Source organism: Arthrobacter sp. TE12232, assembly GCF_054062615.1.
The window spans coordinates 1,047,737-1,064,826 of record NZ_JBSSFK010000001.1 but is presented as its reverse complement, the minus strand read 5'-3'; the positions used below and the strand labels follow the sequence as shown (position 1 = coordinate 1,064,826).

Below are 17,090 nucleotides of genomic sequence, written 5' to 3'. Positions count from 1 at the left end.
ATCCCGGACCAGCCCTTCCGGCCCCTAGAATGGTGCCGAGCAAACCAGCCGAACGGCATCGAAGGAACAAAGTAACAGTGGACATTCAACGGCAGATTCCTGCGTCTTTTGACCGCGTGCAGCGGAACCAGTACGGCTACAACGCCAAGCAGGTCGACGATTTCCTGCAGCGCGCACGGGTGTCGTTCGAAGCTCCGACGTCGGCCGCACGCGCCATCAAGAGCGCCGACGTCCGCGCTGTCTCCTTCGACCCCGTGAAGGGCGGCTACGCCGCCTCCGGTGTGGATGCCGCGCTGGACCGGCTCGAAGACGCCCTCGCCCGGCTGGAGCGCGATGAGCTGGTGGCCGAACGCGGCGAGGAAGCCTGGCTGCGCGAAATCGGCCGGCTCGCGGGGGTCCTGCGCGGGCGCCTGCACCGCCCGGACGGCCAGCGGTTCCGGCGTCCGTCCAAGCCCAAAGCCCGCAGCTACAACACCACCGACGTTGATGACCTCTGCCACGAGCTGATCGGCTACCTCGAGGAGGACCAGCCGCTGAGCGTGGACAACGTCCGGCGTGCGGTGTTCCGCCCCGCCATAGGCCGGGACGGCTATGAGGAAAGCCAGGTGGACGCGTTCCTGGAACGCGCCGTCGAGCTCATGGCCGCCATCGACTAACCCGCCCCAATGGCCCGACGTCGGATCAGCGTTCCGTCGCGAGCGGCCGTTCCGGGGTGTGCAGCCGGGTCATGACGCGTGTCATGGTCCGCGGCACCCGGCCCTGCGTTGCCCGCGATACCAGCACCATGACGGCGAACGCGACAGGGACGGTCCAGGCGGCGGGCTGCGCCAGCCACGACGGCGTCGCCGCCGCGCCCAGCACCGAACCTGCCACCATCGCGCTGCCGCAGAACACCCCGCCCGTCACCATGCCCGCGATCGCCCCGGCATCCGTCAGCCCCCGCCACCAGATGCCCAGCAGCAGGACCGGGCAGATTGTGGAGGCGGTAAAGGCAAACACCAGACCCACGCTGCCGGCCAGCGCCATCGATTCGGTCATCGACGCGATCCCGAGCGGGACCAGCGCAGAGATGAGTGCGGCCAGCCGGAAGCCCCGCACACTGCCGCCAAACACGTCCTGGCTGATCACGCCCGCCAGCGAGACCACCAGGCCCGACGTCGTCGACAGGAACGCGGCAAACGCCCCGGCCACCACCAGCGCCGACAACAGGTCGCCAGCCATCCCGCCAACCACCCGGCCAGGCAACAGGAGCACCAGGGCATCGGCCTGGCCGCTTTCGGCGAGGTCGGGAGCCACGACGCGGCCGATCATGCCGTAGGCCGTGGGGAGCAGGTAGAACACCGAGAGCAGGCCCAGGACAATCAGGGTGGTCCGGCGCGCCGACTGCCCGTCCGGATTCGTGTAGAACCGGACCAGTACGTGCGGCAGCCCGAGGGTTCCAAAGAGCAGGGCCACGAGCAGCGAAATGATCTGATACGGGCCCGCGGGAGCCAGTGCCGACGGATTCACGGCGGGGGGCGCCGCGGGGGCGGTTGTGCCGGTGGCGCCCCCCAGCACCAACAGGATGAACACGATGGGCACCGCCAGCGCGGTCAGCTTGAGCCAGTACTGGAAGGCCTGGACAAACGTGACGGAACGCATCCCGCCCGCCACCACGGTGATGCAGACGACGGCGACCACCGCCACGGGTCCCACCCACGCCGGCAGGCCCGTGGTGATCCGGATGGCCAGGGCCGCGCCGTGCAGCTGCGGGACGATGTAGAGCCAGCCGACCACCACCACCACCAGGCTTGTGACCCGGCGGACGGCACTCGAATCAAGACGCGCCTCCGTGAAGTCCGGAATCGTGTAGGCGCCCGAGCGGCGCAGGGGAGCGGCGACGAACAGGAGCAACATCAGGTACCCGGCCGTGTAGCCCACCGGATACCAGAGGGCATCGGTGCCGGAAAGCAGGATGAGCCCGGCGACACCCAGGAAGCTCGCGGCCGAGAGGTACTCCCCGCCGATCGCCGAGGCGTTCCACCACGGCTTGACCGTCCGGGACGCGACGTAGAAGTCCCCGGTGGTGCGCGAGACCTTCAACCCGTAGAAACCGACAACGGCGGTGGCGAGCGTGACAGCGGCGAAGGCGGCCACTCCGACGACGGGGTTCACGTTCCGCCGGCCCGTCCCGGCAGGTGCCCAGCCGCCCGGCCGGTCGCCGGCCCCGTCGCCGGCCCCCTCATGCGTCCGGACATGCGTGCCGTCACTTGTCGCCGGCGAGGTCCCGGTAGCGGGCCTCGTTCCTGGCAGCGGTCCGCACGTACAACCAGGCGCTCAGACCAATCACAGGATAGATCCCGGCGCCCAGCAGGACCCAGTCAAAGGGAAGGCCGGCAATAGTGGAGTCTGCCAGGCCCGGGACCAGACCCAGCATGAGCGGAAAGGCCAGCAGGATCAGCAGGAAGCCCACGGCGACGACGAGCGCCAGCCGGAGCTGGGACCGGATGAGTGAACGGACAAACAGCTGCCCGGCGTCGGACTCTTCCGCCGCTTCGCGCAACGCGGCGGCGGAGCGCCCGCCGGTCAGGACGGCGGTCGGCGTGAGGCTGCGGGGCGCCGTGACGCGGACCCGGGTCATGCCTGCGGCCGGATGCGGGTTGCCTCGAGCTTTTCCCGGACGGACGGCAGATGCCGGCGGCTGATGGGAAGCTCGGCGCCGGCCACGGTGACGCTGGGCCGCGCGGCGGCGAGCTTCATGTGGCCGACATGGCTCAGTGCGATCAGGTAGGAGCGGTGGATGCGCAGGAATCCGGCGTCGGCCCACTGCTGCTCGAGGTCGGCCAGCGGAACCCGGATGAGGTAGCTCGCGTCCGCCGTGTGCAGCCGGGCGTAGTCGCCCTGCGCCTGGACGTACGTGACGTCCTCCCGCCGGATCATCTTGGTGGTTCCGCCCAGGTCCACCGTGATCATCTCCGGCGCCGGGGCGCCGTCTTTGAGCAGTTCGCTGATGCGGCCGATCGACTTCGCCAGCCGCTCGGCGCGTACGGGCTTAAGAAGATAGTCCACGGCCGCGAGCTCGAACGCCTCCAGCGCGCAGTCCTCGTCTGCGGTCACGAAGACGACTGCGGGCGGACGGGCACTGCGGGAAATGGCCCGGGCAATATCCAGCCCGGACAGCGCCGGCATGTGGATGTCGAGGAAGACGGCGTCGACGTCTTCGGCCGCCAGGGCACGCAAAGCTTCGGCGCCCGAGGAGGCCCGGTGGATGGCGCCGATCCGGTCATCCTTGCCGAGCAGGAAGGCCAGTTCCTCAACGGCGGGGAGCTCGTCGTCGGCGACGAGGACGTTAATCATGGCAATAGCCTACTGCCGCAGGCATTTCCGAGAGCCTGGGGCCGGCATCAGGCGTCGTGGCGGGGCTGGGACTTGGGGACGCGCATCGTGATCAGCGTCCCTTCGCCGGGCGCCGTCTCGATTACCAGGCCGTTGTCGTCCCCGTACACCTGCCGCAAGCGGGCGTCGACGTTGCGCAGGCCCACGTGCTCGCCGTCGCTGTGTCCGGCAAGAACAGACCGCAGTTGTTCCGGGTCCATGCCCACGCCGTCGTCCTCGATCGTCACTTCGGCGAACGCGCCGGAGTCGTTCGCCGTGATGGAAATATGGCCCGGGCCCTCTTTGGCTTCAAGGCCGTGCCGGACCGCGTTTTCGACGAGCGGCTGCAGGCTTAGGAAGGGGATCACGGTGCTGAGGACCTCCGGAGCGATCCGCAGGCTTACCTGGACGCGGTCCCCGAAGCGCGCCCGCTCCAGGAGCAGATACCGGTCGATGCAGCGCAGCTCCTCGGCCAGGGTGGTGAAGTCGCCGTGGCGTCGGAAGGAGTAGCGGGTGAAATCGGCGAATTCCACTACGAGCTCCCGCGCACGTTCGGGGTCCGTGTTGATGAAGGACGCGATCGCGTTGAGCGAGTTGTAGATGAAGTGCGGGCTGATCTGGGCGCGCAGGGCCCGGACCTCGGCCTCCATCAGGAGGGTCCGGGAAGCGTCGAGTTCTGCCAGTTCCACCTGGGTGGCCACCCAGTCGGCCACTTCGCCGGTGGCACGGACGAGTCCGGCGCCGGCGGCCGGCGCGAAGGCGGCCACGACACCCACCACCCGGGCGCCGGTCTTGATCGGTGCGATCACGACGGCGCGCTCCACCTCCGGAGCCAGCGTCCCGCCGCCGGCGGCCAGCAACTGGAGTTCACCCGCCGGAATGACAGCGAGGTGGCCGCCGTCGAGCACCTTTGACGCGAGCCCCATCAGGGCCGGCCTGAGTTCCTCGCCGGCACCGTCCCACGCGAGCACACCGGTTGTGTCGGTGATGGCGAGGGCGTCGCAGCCCAGGAGACCGCGCAGCTGCCGGCTGGCTTTGGCCGCGCCGGCGGGGTTCAGCCCGGTCCGCAGGTACTGGCCGGCACGGGATGCGGCATGCAGCGTCTTGTAGGTGGCGCGCTCTGCATCGGTGCCGAGGTCGCGGAAGGAACGCAGCACCTTGAGTCCGACGGCGACGACCACCGCGATCGCCATGGCGATCACCGCTACGGCGGCGGCGGTGAACAGGGGAGAGTCCGGCATGGTGCTCAGCCTACCGTCGGTCCCGGGCCCGCCGGCGCTGGCCTGCATGGAGGCCAGGGGAGACGACGTCCTGGACCGTTTGGCTGCCGCTTGGCGCAGCATGGCGACCGTTTGGCTACGCGGACCCCGTCGGCACTGGAAGGTAATGCACGTCACGGTACACAGTGATTGCAGTCACATTGGCCGGAAGGTTGTTCCGAGTAGACCACGGCAGCCGGTGTGGACTCACCAGTCTCAATGAGGAGGAACCGATGGGTCACGACGCCCAAGAAACGGACGCAGCGGCGGCCGTGGACTTCAAGGAAGTCCAGTCGACGACGCAGTTCAAGGAACTGCGCAAACGTCACCGCAGCTTTGTCTTCCCGATGTCCATTGCATTCCTGCTCTGGTACTTCGCCTACGTCCTGCTGGCCGACTATGCGGTGGGATTCATGTCGACCAAGGTCTGGGGCAACATCAACATCGGCCTGATCCTGGGCCTGCTGCAGTTCGTCTCCACCTTCGCCATCACCGGCTGGTACGTCAGCTACTCCAACCGCAAACTGGACCCCATCGCCTCCGAGATCCGCCACGAAATCGAAGGGCATGAATTCGACAAGCACGGCAACCCGGTAGGGGGAACAGCAAAATGACACTCATGGTCCCCGCGGTCAATGTCACCGACCTCAAAGACACCACCCTGCTAAACATGGGCATCTTTGCCGTGTTCGTCGCCATCACCATGGTCATAGTGATCAGGGCCAGCCGCAACAACAAGACGGCTGCCGACTACTACGCGGCCGGCCGTTCCTTCACCGGCCCGCAGAACGGTACGGCGATCGCCGGCGATTACCTCTCCGCGGCGTCCTTCCTGGGCATCACCGGTGCCATTGCCATCAACGGCTACGACGGCTTCATGTACTCGATCGGCTTCCTGGTCGCTTGGCTCGTCGCCTTGCTGCTCGTCGCCGAACTGCTCCGCAATACCGGCAAGTTCACCATGGCCGATGTGCTCTCCTTCCGGCTCAAGCAGCGCCCCGTGCGCATCGCGGCGGCCATCTCAACGCTGGCGGTCTGCTTCTTTTATCTGCTGGCCCAGATGGCCGGTGCCGGCAGCCTGATCTCCCTGCTCCTGGGTATCAGCGACTGGGGCGGACAGGCCCTGGTGATCGTCGTCGTCGGCGCCCTGATGATCATGTACGTCCTGATCGGCGGGATGAAGGGGACCACGTGGGTCCAGATCATCAAGGCCATGCTCCTGATCGCCGGCGCCGCCGTCATGACCTTCTGGGTCCTCGCGATCTATGGCTTCAACCTCTCCGACCTGCTGGGCGGCGCGGTGGAAACCTCGGGCAACCCGAACATGCTCAACCCGGGACTGCAATACGGCAAGACCGAGACCTCCAAGCTTGACTTCATGTCCCTCGGCCTGGCCCTCGTGCTCGGCACGGCAGCCCTGCCGCACGTGCTCATGCGCTTCTACACGGTTCCGACCGCAAAGGAAGCCCGCAAGTCCGTGGTGTGGTCCATCTGGCTGATCGGCATCTTCTACCTCTTCACCCTGGTGCTCGGTTACGGCGCTGCGGCTCTGGTGGGTGCCGACACCATCAAGGCGGCTCCCGGCGGCGTCAACTCGGCCGCGCCGCTGCTCGCCTTCCACCTCGGCGGCCCGCTACTCCTGGGCTTCATCTCGGCTGTGGCCTTCGCGACCATCCTGGCCGTCGTCGCGGGCCTCACCATCACCGCGGCGGCATCCTTCGCCCATGACATCTACGCCAGCGTCATCGCCAAGGGGAAGGCCGACGCCGACACTGAGGTCAAGGTTGCCCGCCGCACCGTGGTGGTGATCGGCCTGCTGGCGATCGCCGGCGGCATCTTCGCCAATGGACAGAATGTCGCGTTCCTCGTGGCGCTCGCCTTCGCCGTTGCTGCCTCCGCCAATCTTCCGACCATCCTCTACTCGCTGTTCTGGCGCCGGTTCACCACCCAGGGAGCCTTGTGGAGCATGTACGGCGGACTGTCCGCGGCGATCATCCTGATCGTGCTCTCCCCGGTGGTATCGGGGTCCAAGACCTCGATGATCCCCGGCGCCAACTTCGCCATCTTCCCGCTGAGTAACCCGGGCATCGTTTCCATCCCGCTCGCGTTCTTCCTTGGCTGGCTCGGCACCGTCCTGGACAAGCGGAAGGAAGACCCTACGAAGCAGGCCGAAATGGAGGTCCGTTCCCTGACCGGCGTGGGGGCCGAAAAGGCCACCAACCACTAGGACCCGCGCCCGACGCGCCCGGCCGGTTCCACAACTCCGGATCCACAACGGAGGAGCTCACGTGCAGCAGCACGGGAGCTCCTTTGTTGTGGGGCGGCGGGCTGCAGCAGGGAGCGATGACCCGGGTCAGCGCTGCGGCCGCAGCCGGATATTGACCATCTTCAGTTCGTCGCTGCCCTCGAAACGGTAGACCAGCTCTACGCTCTTGGTGTCGCAGTCGATGGAGCCGGCGACATCGGCCGCGTTGGTGCCGTTGCTGGAACTGACTTTGAGGCTTGTGTAGTTTGCCTTGCAGCTGTCGTCCAACCCCAGGCTGTGCACCCCGGCGGCGAACTCTTCCCGCGAAAGCTTCTGCATGAGGGCGGGGTCCAGGTACTTGTCGTAGGCAGTGTCGACGTCGCCGGCGATGATGAGCTTGTTGAAGTCGTCCGCGAGGCCCCGCGCCTGGTTCGTGGTTCCGCCCACCACATTGAGCAGGATGACGACGCCGGCAACCGCCAGGAGCAGGACTCCGCCCACGATCCCCAAGACGATCCACAATGCCTTGTGGCTCTTTTTCGGGGGAGGCTGGGCCGGGCCCCCGTAGTATGGCGGACCGTAGGGCGGGGCGTAGCCGGGCGGCGCGGTGCTGTTCGCGGGAAGGCCGTACGGAGGGCCGTACGGCGGGGCGCCGTACGGCTGCTCGTCCGGCGGAACCCCATTGGCGGAAGGACCGTAGGGCGGAGTTCCGGCAGGCGGAGCCGCATAGTACTGAGCGGGCGGCTGCCCTGGTGGGGCGGGTGTTTGTTGCTGCGGTGCGGGTGGTGCCGGGTGGCCGACCGCGGGATCATGCCCGGGCTGTGGCGGTACCGGGCGGTGCGATTCCTCGGGACTGCTCACTGTTCAAGCCTTTCCGGCAGTCCAGACATCCACCGCCTGTTGTGCAGGGCCGCGTGCGCGGCCCCAAGGGCTCAAGGGGGACCCAATGGACACAGCCTAGCGCCGCGGCCGCCGACGGCACAGAGCAGGGGCGCAGAACGTCAGCGCGGACCATTAGCCCAGATCAGGTGCCCGGATCAGGTGCCCGGATCAGGTGCCCGGATCAGGCGCACGGAACGGCATCGCGGAGGGCAGGCTCGCCGGGGCCCGGAGATCCAGAAGATCAGGTGTCGGCGGATCCGCGTTCCAGCAGTGGCTGGATCCGGAACGGGATCAGTTCGCCCATTGCCAGGGCCGTATCGGTCCGGTCCACGCCGTCGCAGGCCAGGATCTTGCCGTTGATCCGGAACAGGTCCTCGGCGTCGAGGGCCACCACGCGCAGGAGCAGATCGGCCGAGCCCGTCAGGCCGTAGCCCTCCAGGATTTCCGGAATGCCGGCGAGCTCCACTGCGAGGCTGCCCAGTTTCTGCTGCTGGACATGGACGGAGATGAAAGCCATGAGCGGGTACCCCAGGGACACCGGATTGATGCGCCGCTCGAAGGAGAGGAACACATGCTTCTTCTCCAGCTGGGCCATCCTGGCCTGCACCGTATTGCGCGATAGTCCGAGCTTTTGGGCCAGGGCCACCACGGTCCGCCGCGGGTCCCGGGCCATGGCCGAAAGCAGGCGGGTGTCCGTGCCATCCAAGGGTTGCATAATGCGCAAGATTAGCACGGTCCGCTGGTGCCAAACAGTGCATAATGCTCAGTATTTTTACGGGTGGTTGTACCCGATGAGCATTGTGAGTAGGGTCACAATTATCCGGGGCAACGGCGCCCGGGCGGCCGGCGCGCCGCGGGATCACGAGTCCTGCGAGCTCCGGTCAGACGACGTCAGAAGGTGCGGACAACTGTGTTTACCGACGACGCGGGCAAGGGCGGTATTTCCGCCGGGGGCCCCGGAAACAGTGAAGATACAACGAGGCGGACGGGCGGCGATCTCGTCCAGCTCATCACTCCCGAGGGTGAGCGCATCAGCCATCCCGAGTTTGATTCCTGGCTCCAGGATGTCAGCGACGAGCAACTTGGCTCGCTCTATGAGGACATGGTGGTCATCCGCCGGATCGATGCCGAAGCCACCGCGCTCCAGCGGCAGGGCGAGCTCGCCCTGTGGCCGCCGCTCCTCGGCCAGGAAGCATCCCAGATCGGCTCGGCCCGCGCACTGCGCGAGGACGACTTTGTCTTCCCCAGCTACCGCGACAACGGGGTGGCCTACTGCCGCGGAGTGAAAGTCGAAGACCTCGTCCGTGCTTGGCGGGGCAACGCCTCCGCCGGCTGGGACCCGTTCACGGTCAACGTGGCCACGCAGCAGATCATCATCGGCGCGCAGAGCCTGCACGCCACCGGCTATGCCATGGGCATCCAGAACGACGGCGCCGACTGCGTCGCGGTGGCCTACTTCGGCGACGGCGCCACGAGCGAGGGCGACGTCAATGAGGCGATGGTCTTCGCCGCGAGCTTCCAGGCGCCGGTCGTCTTCTTCTGCCAGAACAACCACTGGGCCATCTCGGAACCGGTCCGGGTACAGTCCCACATCCAGCTTGCGGACAGGGCTTCCGGCTTCGGCATCCCCAGCATGCGGGTGGACGGAAACGATGTCCTCGCCGTCATGGCCGCCACCCGCATTGCCCTGGACCGTGCGCGGCACGGCGGCGGCCCCACCTTCATTGAGGCCGTCACCTACCGGATGGGCCCGCACACGACGGCGGATGATCCCACCCGCTACCGGGACGCCAACGAGCTCGAGGACTGGGCCGCGAAGGACCCGATCAGCCGGCTGAAATCCCTGCTGGACCGCAAGGGACTGCTGACCGCGGACCTCGAGGCCGCCGTCGCCGCCAAGGCCGACGCCGTGGCCGCGGAACTCCGTTACGGCACCATCAACATGCCCGAGCCGGCGCCGCTGGATATCTTCAAGCACGTCTACAGCACGCCCAACTCCTGGCTGGACCGCCAGCAGGAACACTACTCCCGCTACCTGGCTTCCTTCGGCGATCCCGCAGAAGCCGCTTCTGAAGAAGGTGCACGCTGATGCCGCAGATGACCTTTGCCCGAGCCATCAATTCGGGCCTGCGCAAGTCCCTCGAAAACGACCCCAAAGTGATCCTGATGGGGGAGGACATCGGCGCACTCGGCGGTGTCTTCCGCGTCACCGACGGCCTGCAGAAAGACTTCGGCAAGCACCGCGTCGTGGACACGCCGCTCGCGGAGTCCGGCATTATGGGCACCGCCGTCGGCCTGGCCTACCGCGGCTACCGGCCGGTGGTGGAGATCCAGTTCGACGGGTTCATTTACCCGGCGTTCGACCAGATCGTCAGCCAGGTCGCCAAGATGCACTATCGCACCCAGGGTGCGGTCAAGATGCCCATCACCATCCGCGTCCCGTTCGGCGGCGGCATCGGCTCTCCGGAGCACCACTCCGAATCGCCCGAGGCCTACTTCACTCACACCTCGGGGCTGCGCGTCGTCAGCGTCTCCAACCCCCAGGACGCCTACACGATGATCCAGCAGGCCATCGCCTCGGATGACCCGGTGCTGTACTTCGAGCCCAAGCGGCGCTACCACGATAAGGGCGAGGTGGACGAGTCGATCGACCTGAACACTGCGCTGTCCATGGAAAAGGCCCGCGTGGTCACGGAGGGCAAGGATGTGACCCTCGTGGCGTACGGTCCGCTGGTCAAGACCGCCCGCGACGCCGCACTGGCGGCCGCCGACGAAGGCATCTCGGTCGAGGTCATCGACCTCCGCTCGCTTGCCCCGCTGGACTTCGCGACCCTGGAGGCCTCGGTCCGCAAGACCGGCCGGCTTGTCATCACGCACGAGGCCGCCCAGTCCGGCGGGCTTGGCGCCGAAGTTGCCGCGAGCATCACCGAGCGCTGCTTCTACCATCTTGAGGCCGCCCCCGTCCGGGTCACCGGCTTCGACGTCCCCTACCCGTACTCGAAGCTGGAAATGCACCATCTGCCGGGCCTGGACAGGATTCTCGACGGCGTCGACCGTGCCCTGGGCCGCCCCAACTCCCTCAGCGGGCTGGAAGGATGAGCGCCACCATGATTAAGGAATTCAGGCTCCCGGACCTCGGCGAAGGACTGACGGAATCCGAAATCGTCGCCTGGAAGGTCGCGGTGGGGGACACGGTCACGCTCAACCAGATCATCGCTGAGGTGGAGACGGCCAAGGCCGTCGTCGAACTGCCCTCCCCGTTCGCCGGGGTGGTCGCGGCCCTGCACGAACAGCCCGGCAGCGTCGTCGAGGTCGGCAAACCGATCGTCTCCTTCGAGATAGAGGGCGACGACGGCGGCTCCGGTTCCGCGCCTGACACAGGGGCGGGCAAGCGCGAGCCGAACCTCGTGGGCTACGGCGCCGTGCTCGAAGCTTCCGGCCGGCCCGCCCGCCGCGCCCGCACCTTCGCCGCCCCGGCAGCTGTCCCGGTAGTCGAGGTTGCCTCCGCCGAGACGGTGACGCCCGTCCGGGCAGCCGAGCCAGTCGCGCCTGTCCGGGTTGCTGAGCCGGTTGAATCCAAGCCCGTCGAAACCAGGCCGGCCGAGCGTCCGCGGTCCACGCCGCCGGTCCGCAAGCTGGCCAAGGATCTCGGCGTCGACCTCGAAGCCGTCACCGGCACGGGGGAGCGCGGGCTCATCACCCGCGAGGATGTCCGGAACTTCGTCGGCGGCGGGGACCTGCCCGCAGCCGCCCAGGAACTGGCCGGCGCGGCGCAGCCAGTTGGGGCGCAGGCCGCCAGCCAGGCCCCGGGCGAGCGGGAGACCCGCACGCCGATCAAGGGCGTGCGGAAGTTCACGGCCGCCGCCATGGTGGCCAGTGCCTTCACCGCCCCGCATGTCACGGAGTTCCTGACCGTTGACGTCACCCCCACGATGGAGCTGCTGGCACGCCTGAAGGCCAGCCGCGCTTTCTCCGGGTACAAGCTCACCCCGCTGACCCTGGTATCCAAGGCCGTGCTGATCGCGCTGCGGAACCACCCGACGCTCAACGCCCGGTGGGACGAGGCCAACCAGGAAATCGTCCAGTTCAACTACGTGAACCTGGGCATCGCGGCCGCGACCCCGCGGGGGCTGACGGTTCCGAACATCAAGGACGCGGACCGGATGTCCCTCCTGGACCTCTCCACGGCACTGACCGAGCTGACCGAGACAGCCCGGGCCGGCAAGACCAGCCCCGAAGCCCTCTCCGGCGGGACGATCTCCATCACGAATATCGGCGTCTTCGGCATCGACGCCGGCACGCCCATCCTGAACCCGGGAGAGGCCGCCATCCTGGCCCTGGGCGCGGTCCGGAAGATGCCGTGGGAGTACCAGGACGAGGTCGCCCTGCGCCAGGTCATGACCCTCAGCCTCTCCTTCGACCACCGCCTGGTCGACGGCGAACAGGGCTCGCGCTTCCTCCAGGACCTCGGCACCATGCTGGCCGATCCGGGCATGGTCCTCGCGATGGTCTAAGCACCCCGATCACAGCTGCCGGCTGCCCTTCCCGCCAAGGAGGGGCGCCGGCAGCTCTATTGGGTGCTGGGTTACCGCCGTCCGGGGGCACTTTGAGGACAATTTTCGACGGCGGGGCCCTGATTCACGGCGTGTCTGCGCCAAAGTGCCCCCGGAGTGCCGGGGCAGGCGAGCGGTCAGCCGAAAGGTTCGGGCGGCGCGGCCGGTGCCAGGAGCGCGGCCAGCGCCATGCTTTCCAGCAGCGGCCTGGCGCGGCGGACGCCTATGCGGCGTCCGTGGCTGCGCACCGAGTGCGGGGTGGAGTTGATCAGGCCGAAGGTGGCATGCGCCCGCATCCGCAGCTCGGCGGCCTCCGTGCCCGCGTGCAGCCCGGCCAGAACGTCCACCCAGAGTTCGACGTAGTTGCGCTGGAGCGTGCGGACCTCGTCCTGGTCCTCGCCGGCAAGGTTGCTAAAGTCCTGGTCCTGGACCCGGATGACGTCGGGATTACGCAGGGCAAAGTCCACATGGAACGCCACGAGGCCGCCCAGGGCCGCCAGGGCGCCGTCGGAGTCGGTAACCACGCGGCGGCCGCCGTCGAGCAGGTCCTGGCTGACGCTGAGCAGCAGCGCGCCGAGGACCGCCTGCTTGCCGGCGAAATGACGGTAGACCGCAGGACCGCTGACCCCGGCCGCGGCGCCCAGGTCCTCCAGGGAGACGCGGTTGAACCCTTCAATGGCGAACAGCGTGGCGGCGGCGGACAAGAGGGCCTGGCGTCGGTTCGCCTTGGCCTGGCTCCGCTGCGTTGAAGGGGCAGGCGTTGAAGGGGCTGCGGCGGAGGGGGCGTGAGCCGGCGGCGTTTGGGTAGTCTGGCTGGGCTCGGTCACCGGCGCATCCCCTCGTTGCAGATGGTTCCTGTGTTGGACATCACAGTTAGTAGAGACTAACCTAAATTTCAGTTATGCGGCACTAACCGAAATATTCGGACGGCTTCTGAAGCCGGTCCGGCACGCAGGTCAGGGAACGGAAGCAGTCAATGGAGACAATCGCCAGCCAGGTGGATGCCACGAGCGCCGCCTTCGCCGCGAACCGCGAGGCCCAGCTGGGGCTGGCCCGCGAGCTTAAGGAACGCCTCGCCACGGCCGCGCTGGGCGGTCCGGTGAAGTCCCGGGAGCGCCACGTGGCCCGCGGCAAGCTGCTGCCGCGGGAGCGCATTGACCGGCTGCTCGACGACGGCAGCCCGTTCCTGGAAATCGCCCCGCTCGCGGCCAACGGCATGTACGACGGCGACTCCCCGGGCGCAGGCGTGATTGCCGGGATCGGCCTGGTCCACGGCCGGCAGGTCCTGGTCATTTCGAACGACGCCACGGTCAAGGGCGGCACCTATTACCCGATGACGGTGAAAAAGCACCTCCGGGCGCAGGAAATCGCGCTCGAGAACCGCCTGCCGTGCATCTACCTCGTGGATTCCGGGGGTGCGTTCCTGCCCAAACAGGACGAGGTCTTCCCGGACAAGGAGCACTTCGGCCGGATCTTCTTCAACCAGGCGAAGATGTCCGCGGCCCGCATCCCGCAGATCGCCTCCGTCATGGGCTCCTGCACCGCCGGCGGCGCGTATGTGCCGGCGATGAGCGACGAGACCGTGATTGTCCGGAACCAGGGCACCATCTTCCTGGGCGGCCCGCCCCTGGTGAAGGCCGCGATCGGCGAGATCGTCACGGCCGAGGAGCTTGGCGGCGGCGACGTGCACTCGAAAATCTCCGGGGTCACGGACCACCTGGCCGAGAACGATGAGCATGCCCTCCAGATCGTCCGCGACATCGTCTCCACCCTGCCGCGGCCGGCCGGCCCGGTCTGGGACGTCGACACCGCCGTCGAACCCCTGGCGGACCCGGAGGAGCTCTACGGCGCCGTCCCCACCGACGTCAACGCCCAGTACGACGTCCGCGAGGTCATCGCCCGGCTGGTGGACGGCAGCCGCTTCCACGAGTTCAAGAAGAACTACGGCACCACCCTGGTCACCGGCTTCGCGAAGCTGAACGGCCACCCGGTGGGCATCGTGGCCAACAACGGCGTGCTGTTCAGCGAGTCCTCGCTCAAGGGCGCTCACTTCATCGAACTCTGCGACCAGCGCGGCATCCCGCTGATCTTCCTGCAGAACCTCTCCGGCTTCATGGTCGGCAAGGACTACGAGCAGGGCGGCATCGCCAAGAACGGCGCCAAGATGGTCACCGCCGTCGCGACCGCCCGGGTCCCGAAGCTGACCGTGGTGATCGGCGGGTCCTTCGGCGCCGGGAACTATTCGATGTGCGGCCGGGCCTACTCGCCGCGCTTCCTGTGGATGTGGCCGGCGTCGCGGATCTCCGTGATGGGCGGCAACCAGGCCTCCAGCGTGCTCGCCACGGTCAAGCGGGACCAGTACGAGGCCCGCGGCGAGGACTGGTCCGCCGCGGACGAGGAAGCGTTCAAGGCCCCGATCAAACAGCAGTACGAGGACCAGGGCAGCCCCTACTACTCCACCGCCCGCCTCTGGGACGACGGCGTGATCGATCCCGCGGACACCCGCACCGTCCTGGGACTGGCGCTCGACGTCGTCTCCCGCACCCCGCTGCCGGAGACCTCCTTCGGCCTGTTCCGGATGTGAGCCAGCAATGACCAGTACTTCAACATCGCCCAAGCCCCGGGCCCTCAAACCCCTGTTCGGCACCGTGCTCGTCGCCAACCGCGGCGAGATCGCCTGCCGCGTCATCCGGACCCTGCGCGCCCTGGGCATCCGTTCGGTCGCGGTCTATTCCGACGCCGACGCCGGTGCCCGCCACGTGCGGGAGGCCGACGCCGCCGTCCGGATCGGGCCTGCCGCCGCCACCGAGAGCTACCTGAAGATCGAGGCCATCATCCAGGCCTGCCGGGACACTGGGGCCGAGGCCGTGCACCCGGGCTACGGCTTCCTCAGCGAGAACGTCGACTTCGCCCGCGCCCTGGCGGACGCCGGGATCACGTTCATCGGGCCCGGCGTCGAGTCCCTGAACGTCATGGGCGACAAGATCCGCTCCAAGAACCACGTCACCGGCTACGGCGTCCCGGTGGTCCCGGGCATCGCCGAACCGGGCATGAGCGACGCGCAGCTGATCCAGGCCGCGGCCGGCGTCGGCTTCCCGCTGCTGATCAAGCCCTCCGCCGGCGGTGGCGGGAAGGGCATGCACATCGTGGAACGGCCCGAGGACCTCGAAGCGACCCTGGCCACCGCCCGGCGCGTCGCGGCCAGTGCCTTCGGCGATGACACCCTCTTCCTGGAACGGCTCGTGACCACCCCGCGGCACATCGAGGTCCAGGTCCTCGCCGACAACCACGGCAACGTCATCCACCTCGGGGAGCGCGAGTGCTCCCTGCAGCGCCGCCACCAGAAGGTCATCGAGGAAGCCCCGTCCCCGCTGCTGGAATCCCTGCCCGACGGCGCGGCCATCCGTGCCCGTCTCGGCGAAGCCGCTTGCAATGCCGCGCGCAGCGTCAACTACTCCGGCGCCGGCACTGTCGAATTCCTGGTCTCGGACAACGCCCCTGACGAGTTCTTCTTCATGGAAATGAACACGCGGCTGCAGGTCGAACACCCCGTCACCGAGATGGTCACCGGCATCGACCTCGTCGAATGGCAGGTCCGCATCGCCGCCGGCGAGGAACTCACCGTCCGCCAGGACGACGTCGTCCTCACCGGCCACTCGGTCGAAGCACGCGTCTATGCGGAAATCCCGGAAAGGAACTTCGTGCCCTCCGGCGGGCGGGTCGTGCTTCTGGACGAACTGCCCGCTGACTCAGCAGGTTCAGCAGGCCGCGTCCGGGTGGATTCGGCGCTGATCGAAGGCCTGGAAATCTCCTCCAGCTACGACCCCATGATCTCCAAAGTCATCGCGTGGGGAGAGAGCCGGGCCGCTGCCCTCGACACGCTCGGCGAGGCGCTGGCCGGGTACACCGCGCTGGGGATCGACACCAACGTCGAATACCTGCGCCTGCTGATCAACGACGCTGACGTCCGCGCCGGCCGGCTCGACACGGGCCTGATCGAACGCAGGATGCCGGAGTTCAGCTTCCGCCATGCGGGTGACTTCGAGGTGGCCGCCGCTGCCATTTACGTCGCTTCCCTGCAGGAACATGATGCCCAAACCGAGGGGAAAGGCCCGTGGGACCTCCGCGACGGGTGGAGGCTTGGCGCTCGCGCCCCACGGCGGATCAGCCTGGGAACACCCGACGGCGGTGTCGCCACGGTAGAGGTGTTCGGCGTGGTGGGGCAGGGCACGGCGAGGGTGAGTATCGACGGAGGGGCGCAGCGCACGGCATCACTCCGTTTTCCCGCCCGGGACCACGCCGAGTTGGTTCTCGGCGGCGAAGCCCTGGTCTACTCGCTTGCGCCGGTGTCTACCGGACCCGTTCGGGACAATGCGCCGCCCGCGGAGATCTTCCTCGGCAACGAGGGCTGGTCCTGCCGCCTCGAAGTACTTACCCGCGAAGCGCGGCTGGCCCGCGTGCTGGCAGCGATCGAGCGCGAGGAAGGCGCCGCGGACCCCGCAGTGCGCTCACCGATGCCCGGGACCGTGGTGTCCGTGTCCGTCAGTAACGGCGACACCGTGGAGGCAGGCCAGGTTCTGCTCGCGGTGGAGGCCATGAAGATGGAACACCAGCTCGTGGCACCCCTGGACGGCACCGTCCACATCAGCGTCGGGTCCGGCGACCTCGTGAAGGCAGACCAGGTGCTCGCCACCATCCACCCGCCCGAAGCCTCCCGAGCCGAGGACACCATCGAGGAAGCCGTCATCGCGATGGGCGCGGCGGAATAGCTGCCACACCTTCAACACCAGGCCACAG

At 67.8% G+C, this 17,090-nt stretch carries 15 protein-coding genes; 8 read left to right on the top strand and 7 right to left on the bottom strand.

The genetic code is table 11. The features are described 5' to 3' along the window. The first annotated feature begins 29 nt into the window (after nt 1–29). On the top strand, nt 30–656 hold the full coding sequence (locus ACVWZ7_RS04740) for a DivIVA domain-containing protein (RefSeq protein ID WP_456507129.1): 627 nt from the start codon (nt 30–32) through the stop codon (nt 654–656). A gap of 25 nt (nt 657–681) precedes the next feature. Here the strand turns inward: ACVWZ7_RS04740 and ACVWZ7_RS04735 are convergent, their stop codons facing one another. The 4 genes from ACVWZ7_RS04735 to ACVWZ7_RS04720 all read right to left on the bottom strand — a co-directional run bounded on the left by ACVWZ7_RS04735 (nt 682) and on the right by ACVWZ7_RS04720 (nt 4,595). Continuing rightward, entirely contained in the window at nt 682–2,154 is a 1,473-nt protein-coding gene (locus tag ACVWZ7_RS04735; protein ID WP_116768236.1) for a sodium/solute symporter, read from the bottom strand. Nucleotides 2,155–2,245: 91 nt separating this feature from the next. Beyond that, nucleotides 2,246–2,620 (bottom strand): hypothetical protein, encoded by a 375-nt coding sequence (locus tag ACVWZ7_RS04730; protein WP_456507128.1) that lies wholly within the window; start codon nt 2,618–2,620, stop codon nt 2,246–2,248. Next, on the bottom strand, nt 2,617–3,336 hold the full coding sequence (locus ACVWZ7_RS04725; RefSeq protein ID WP_344363887.1) for a LytR/AlgR family response regulator transcription factor: 720 nt from the start codon (nt 3,334–3,336) through the stop codon (nt 2,617–2,619). Before ACVWZ7_RS04725 ends, ACVWZ7_RS04730 begins: the two co-directional genes overlap by 4 nt. A 47-nt stretch (nt 3,337–3,383) precedes the next feature. Continuing rightward, nucleotides 3,384–4,595 carry a sensor histidine kinase gene (locus ACVWZ7_RS04720; protein ID WP_091250010.1) on the bottom strand — a complete coding sequence of 404 codons (1,212 nt, stop codon included), beginning with the start codon at nt 4,593–4,595 and terminating at the stop codon, nt 3,384–3,386. Nucleotides 4,596–4,846: 251 nt separating this feature from the next. Between ACVWZ7_RS04720 and ACVWZ7_RS04715 the strand changes: the two genes are divergently transcribed. Next, nucleotides 4,847–5,227: a DUF485 domain-containing protein gene (locus ACVWZ7_RS04715; RefSeq protein WP_116768233.1), complete on the top strand. Its 381-nt coding sequence runs from the start codon at nt 4,847–4,849 to the stop codon at nt 5,225–5,227. Then, a complete protein-coding gene (locus ACVWZ7_RS04710) occupies nt 5,224–6,840 on the top strand; it encodes a solute symporter family protein (RefSeq protein WP_116768232.1) in 1,617 nt (538 codons plus the stop codon). The genes ACVWZ7_RS04715 and ACVWZ7_RS04710 overlap by 4 nt, the downstream gene beginning before the upstream one ends. A gap of 126 nt (nt 6,841–6,966) precedes the next feature. On the opposite strand, the gene ACVWZ7_RS04705 is transcribed toward ACVWZ7_RS04710, so the two are convergent. After that, nucleotides 6,967–7,380: a hypothetical protein gene (locus ACVWZ7_RS04705; RefSeq protein WP_344363883.1), complete on the bottom strand. Its 414-nt coding sequence runs from the start codon at nt 7,378–7,380 to the stop codon at nt 6,967–6,969. Between the two features lie 601 nt (nt 7,381–7,981). After that, on the bottom strand, nt 7,982–8,455 hold the full coding sequence (locus tag ACVWZ7_RS04700) for an Lrp/AsnC family transcriptional regulator (protein ID WP_091249664.1): 474 nt from the start codon (nt 8,453–8,455) through the stop codon (nt 7,982–7,984). Between the two features lie 195 nt (nt 8,456–8,650). Between ACVWZ7_RS04700 and pdhA the strand changes: the two genes are divergently transcribed. The 3 genes from pdhA to ACVWZ7_RS04685 are packed head-to-tail and all read left to right on the top strand — an operon-like array spanning nt 8,651 to nt 12,254. Then, on the top strand, nt 8,651–9,829 hold the full coding sequence (gene pdhA / locus ACVWZ7_RS04695; RefSeq protein ID WP_116768231.1) for a pyruvate dehydrogenase (acetyl-transferring) E1 component subunit alpha: 1,179 nt from the start codon (nt 8,651–8,653) through the stop codon (nt 9,827–9,829). Further along, a complete protein-coding gene (locus ACVWZ7_RS04690) occupies nt 9,829–10,839 on the top strand; it encodes an alpha-ketoacid dehydrogenase subunit beta (protein ID WP_456507127.1) in 1,011 nt (336 codons plus the stop codon). Before pdhA ends, ACVWZ7_RS04690 begins: the two co-directional genes overlap by 1 nt. After that, nucleotides 10,836–12,254 carry a dihydrolipoamide acetyltransferase family protein gene (locus ACVWZ7_RS04685; RefSeq protein ID WP_456507126.1) on the top strand — a complete coding sequence of 473 codons (1,419 nt, stop codon included), beginning with the start codon at nt 10,836–10,838 and terminating at the stop codon, nt 12,252–12,254. The genes ACVWZ7_RS04690 and ACVWZ7_RS04685 overlap by 4 nt, the downstream gene beginning before the upstream one ends. Before the next feature lie 176 nt (nt 12,255–12,430). On the opposite strand, the gene ACVWZ7_RS04680 is transcribed toward ACVWZ7_RS04685, so the two are convergent. After that, nucleotides 12,431–13,120, bottom strand: a complete 690-nt coding sequence (locus ACVWZ7_RS04680; RefSeq protein WP_344363874.1) for an SACE_7040 family transcriptional regulator — start codon at nt 13,118–13,120, stop codon at nt 12,431–12,433. 149 nt (nt 13,121–13,269) lie between these two features. Between ACVWZ7_RS04680 and ACVWZ7_RS04675 the strand changes: the two genes are divergently transcribed. Further along, on the top strand, nt 13,270–14,877 hold the full coding sequence (locus tag ACVWZ7_RS04675) for a carboxyl transferase domain-containing protein (RefSeq protein WP_456507125.1): 1,608 nt from the start codon (nt 13,270–13,272) through the stop codon (nt 14,875–14,877). Nucleotides 14,878–14,884: 7 nt separating this feature from the next. Then, a complete protein-coding gene (locus ACVWZ7_RS04670) occupies nt 14,885–17,062 on the top strand; it encodes an acetyl/propionyl/methylcrotonyl-CoA carboxylase subunit alpha (protein WP_456507124.1) in 2,178 nt (725 codons plus the stop codon). Nucleotides 17,063–17,090 lie beyond the last annotated feature (28 nt).

Bases quoted from the DNA above. Each gene is read 5' to 3' on its own strand.
- ACVWZ7_RS04740 (WP_456507129.1), top strand. From the start codon at position 30: ATGGTGCCGAGCAAACCAGCCGAACGGCATCGAAGGAACAAAGTAACA.
- ACVWZ7_RS04730 (WP_456507128.1), bottom strand. From the start codon at position 2,620: ATGACCCGGGTCCGCGTCACGGCGCCCCGCAGCCTCACGCCGACCGCC.
- ACVWZ7_RS04725 (WP_344363887.1), bottom strand. From the start codon at position 3,336: ATGATTAACGTCCTCGTCGCCGACGACGAGCTCCCCGCCGTTGAGGAA.
- ACVWZ7_RS04720 (WP_091250010.1), bottom strand. From the start codon at position 4,595: ATGCCGGACTCTCCCCTGTTCACCGCCGCCGCCGTAGCGGTGATCGCC.
- ACVWZ7_RS04715 (WP_116768233.1), top strand. From the start codon at position 4,847: ATGGGTCACGACGCCCAAGAAACGGACGCAGCGGCGGCCGTGGACTTC.
- ACVWZ7_RS04710 (WP_116768232.1), top strand. From the start codon at position 5,224: ATGACACTCATGGTCCCCGCGGTCAATGTCACCGACCTCAAAGACACC.
- ACVWZ7_RS04700 (WP_091249664.1), bottom strand. From the start codon at position 8,455: ATGCAACCCTTGGATGGCACGGACACCCGCCTGCTTTCGGCCATGGCC.
- ACVWZ7_RS04690 (WP_456507127.1), top strand. From the start codon at position 9,829: ATGCCGCAGATGACCTTTGCCCGAGCCATCAATTCGGGCCTGCGCAAG.
- ACVWZ7_RS04685 (WP_456507126.1), top strand. From the start codon at position 10,836: ATGAGCGCCACCATGATTAAGGAATTCAGGCTCCCGGACCTCGGCGAA.
- ACVWZ7_RS04675 (WP_456507125.1), top strand. From the start codon at position 13,270: ATGGAGACAATCGCCAGCCAGGTGGATGCCACGAGCGCCGCCTTCGCC.
- ACVWZ7_RS04670 (WP_456507124.1), top strand. From the start codon at position 14,885: ATGACCAGTACTTCAACATCGCCCAAGCCCCGGGCCCTCAAACCCCTG.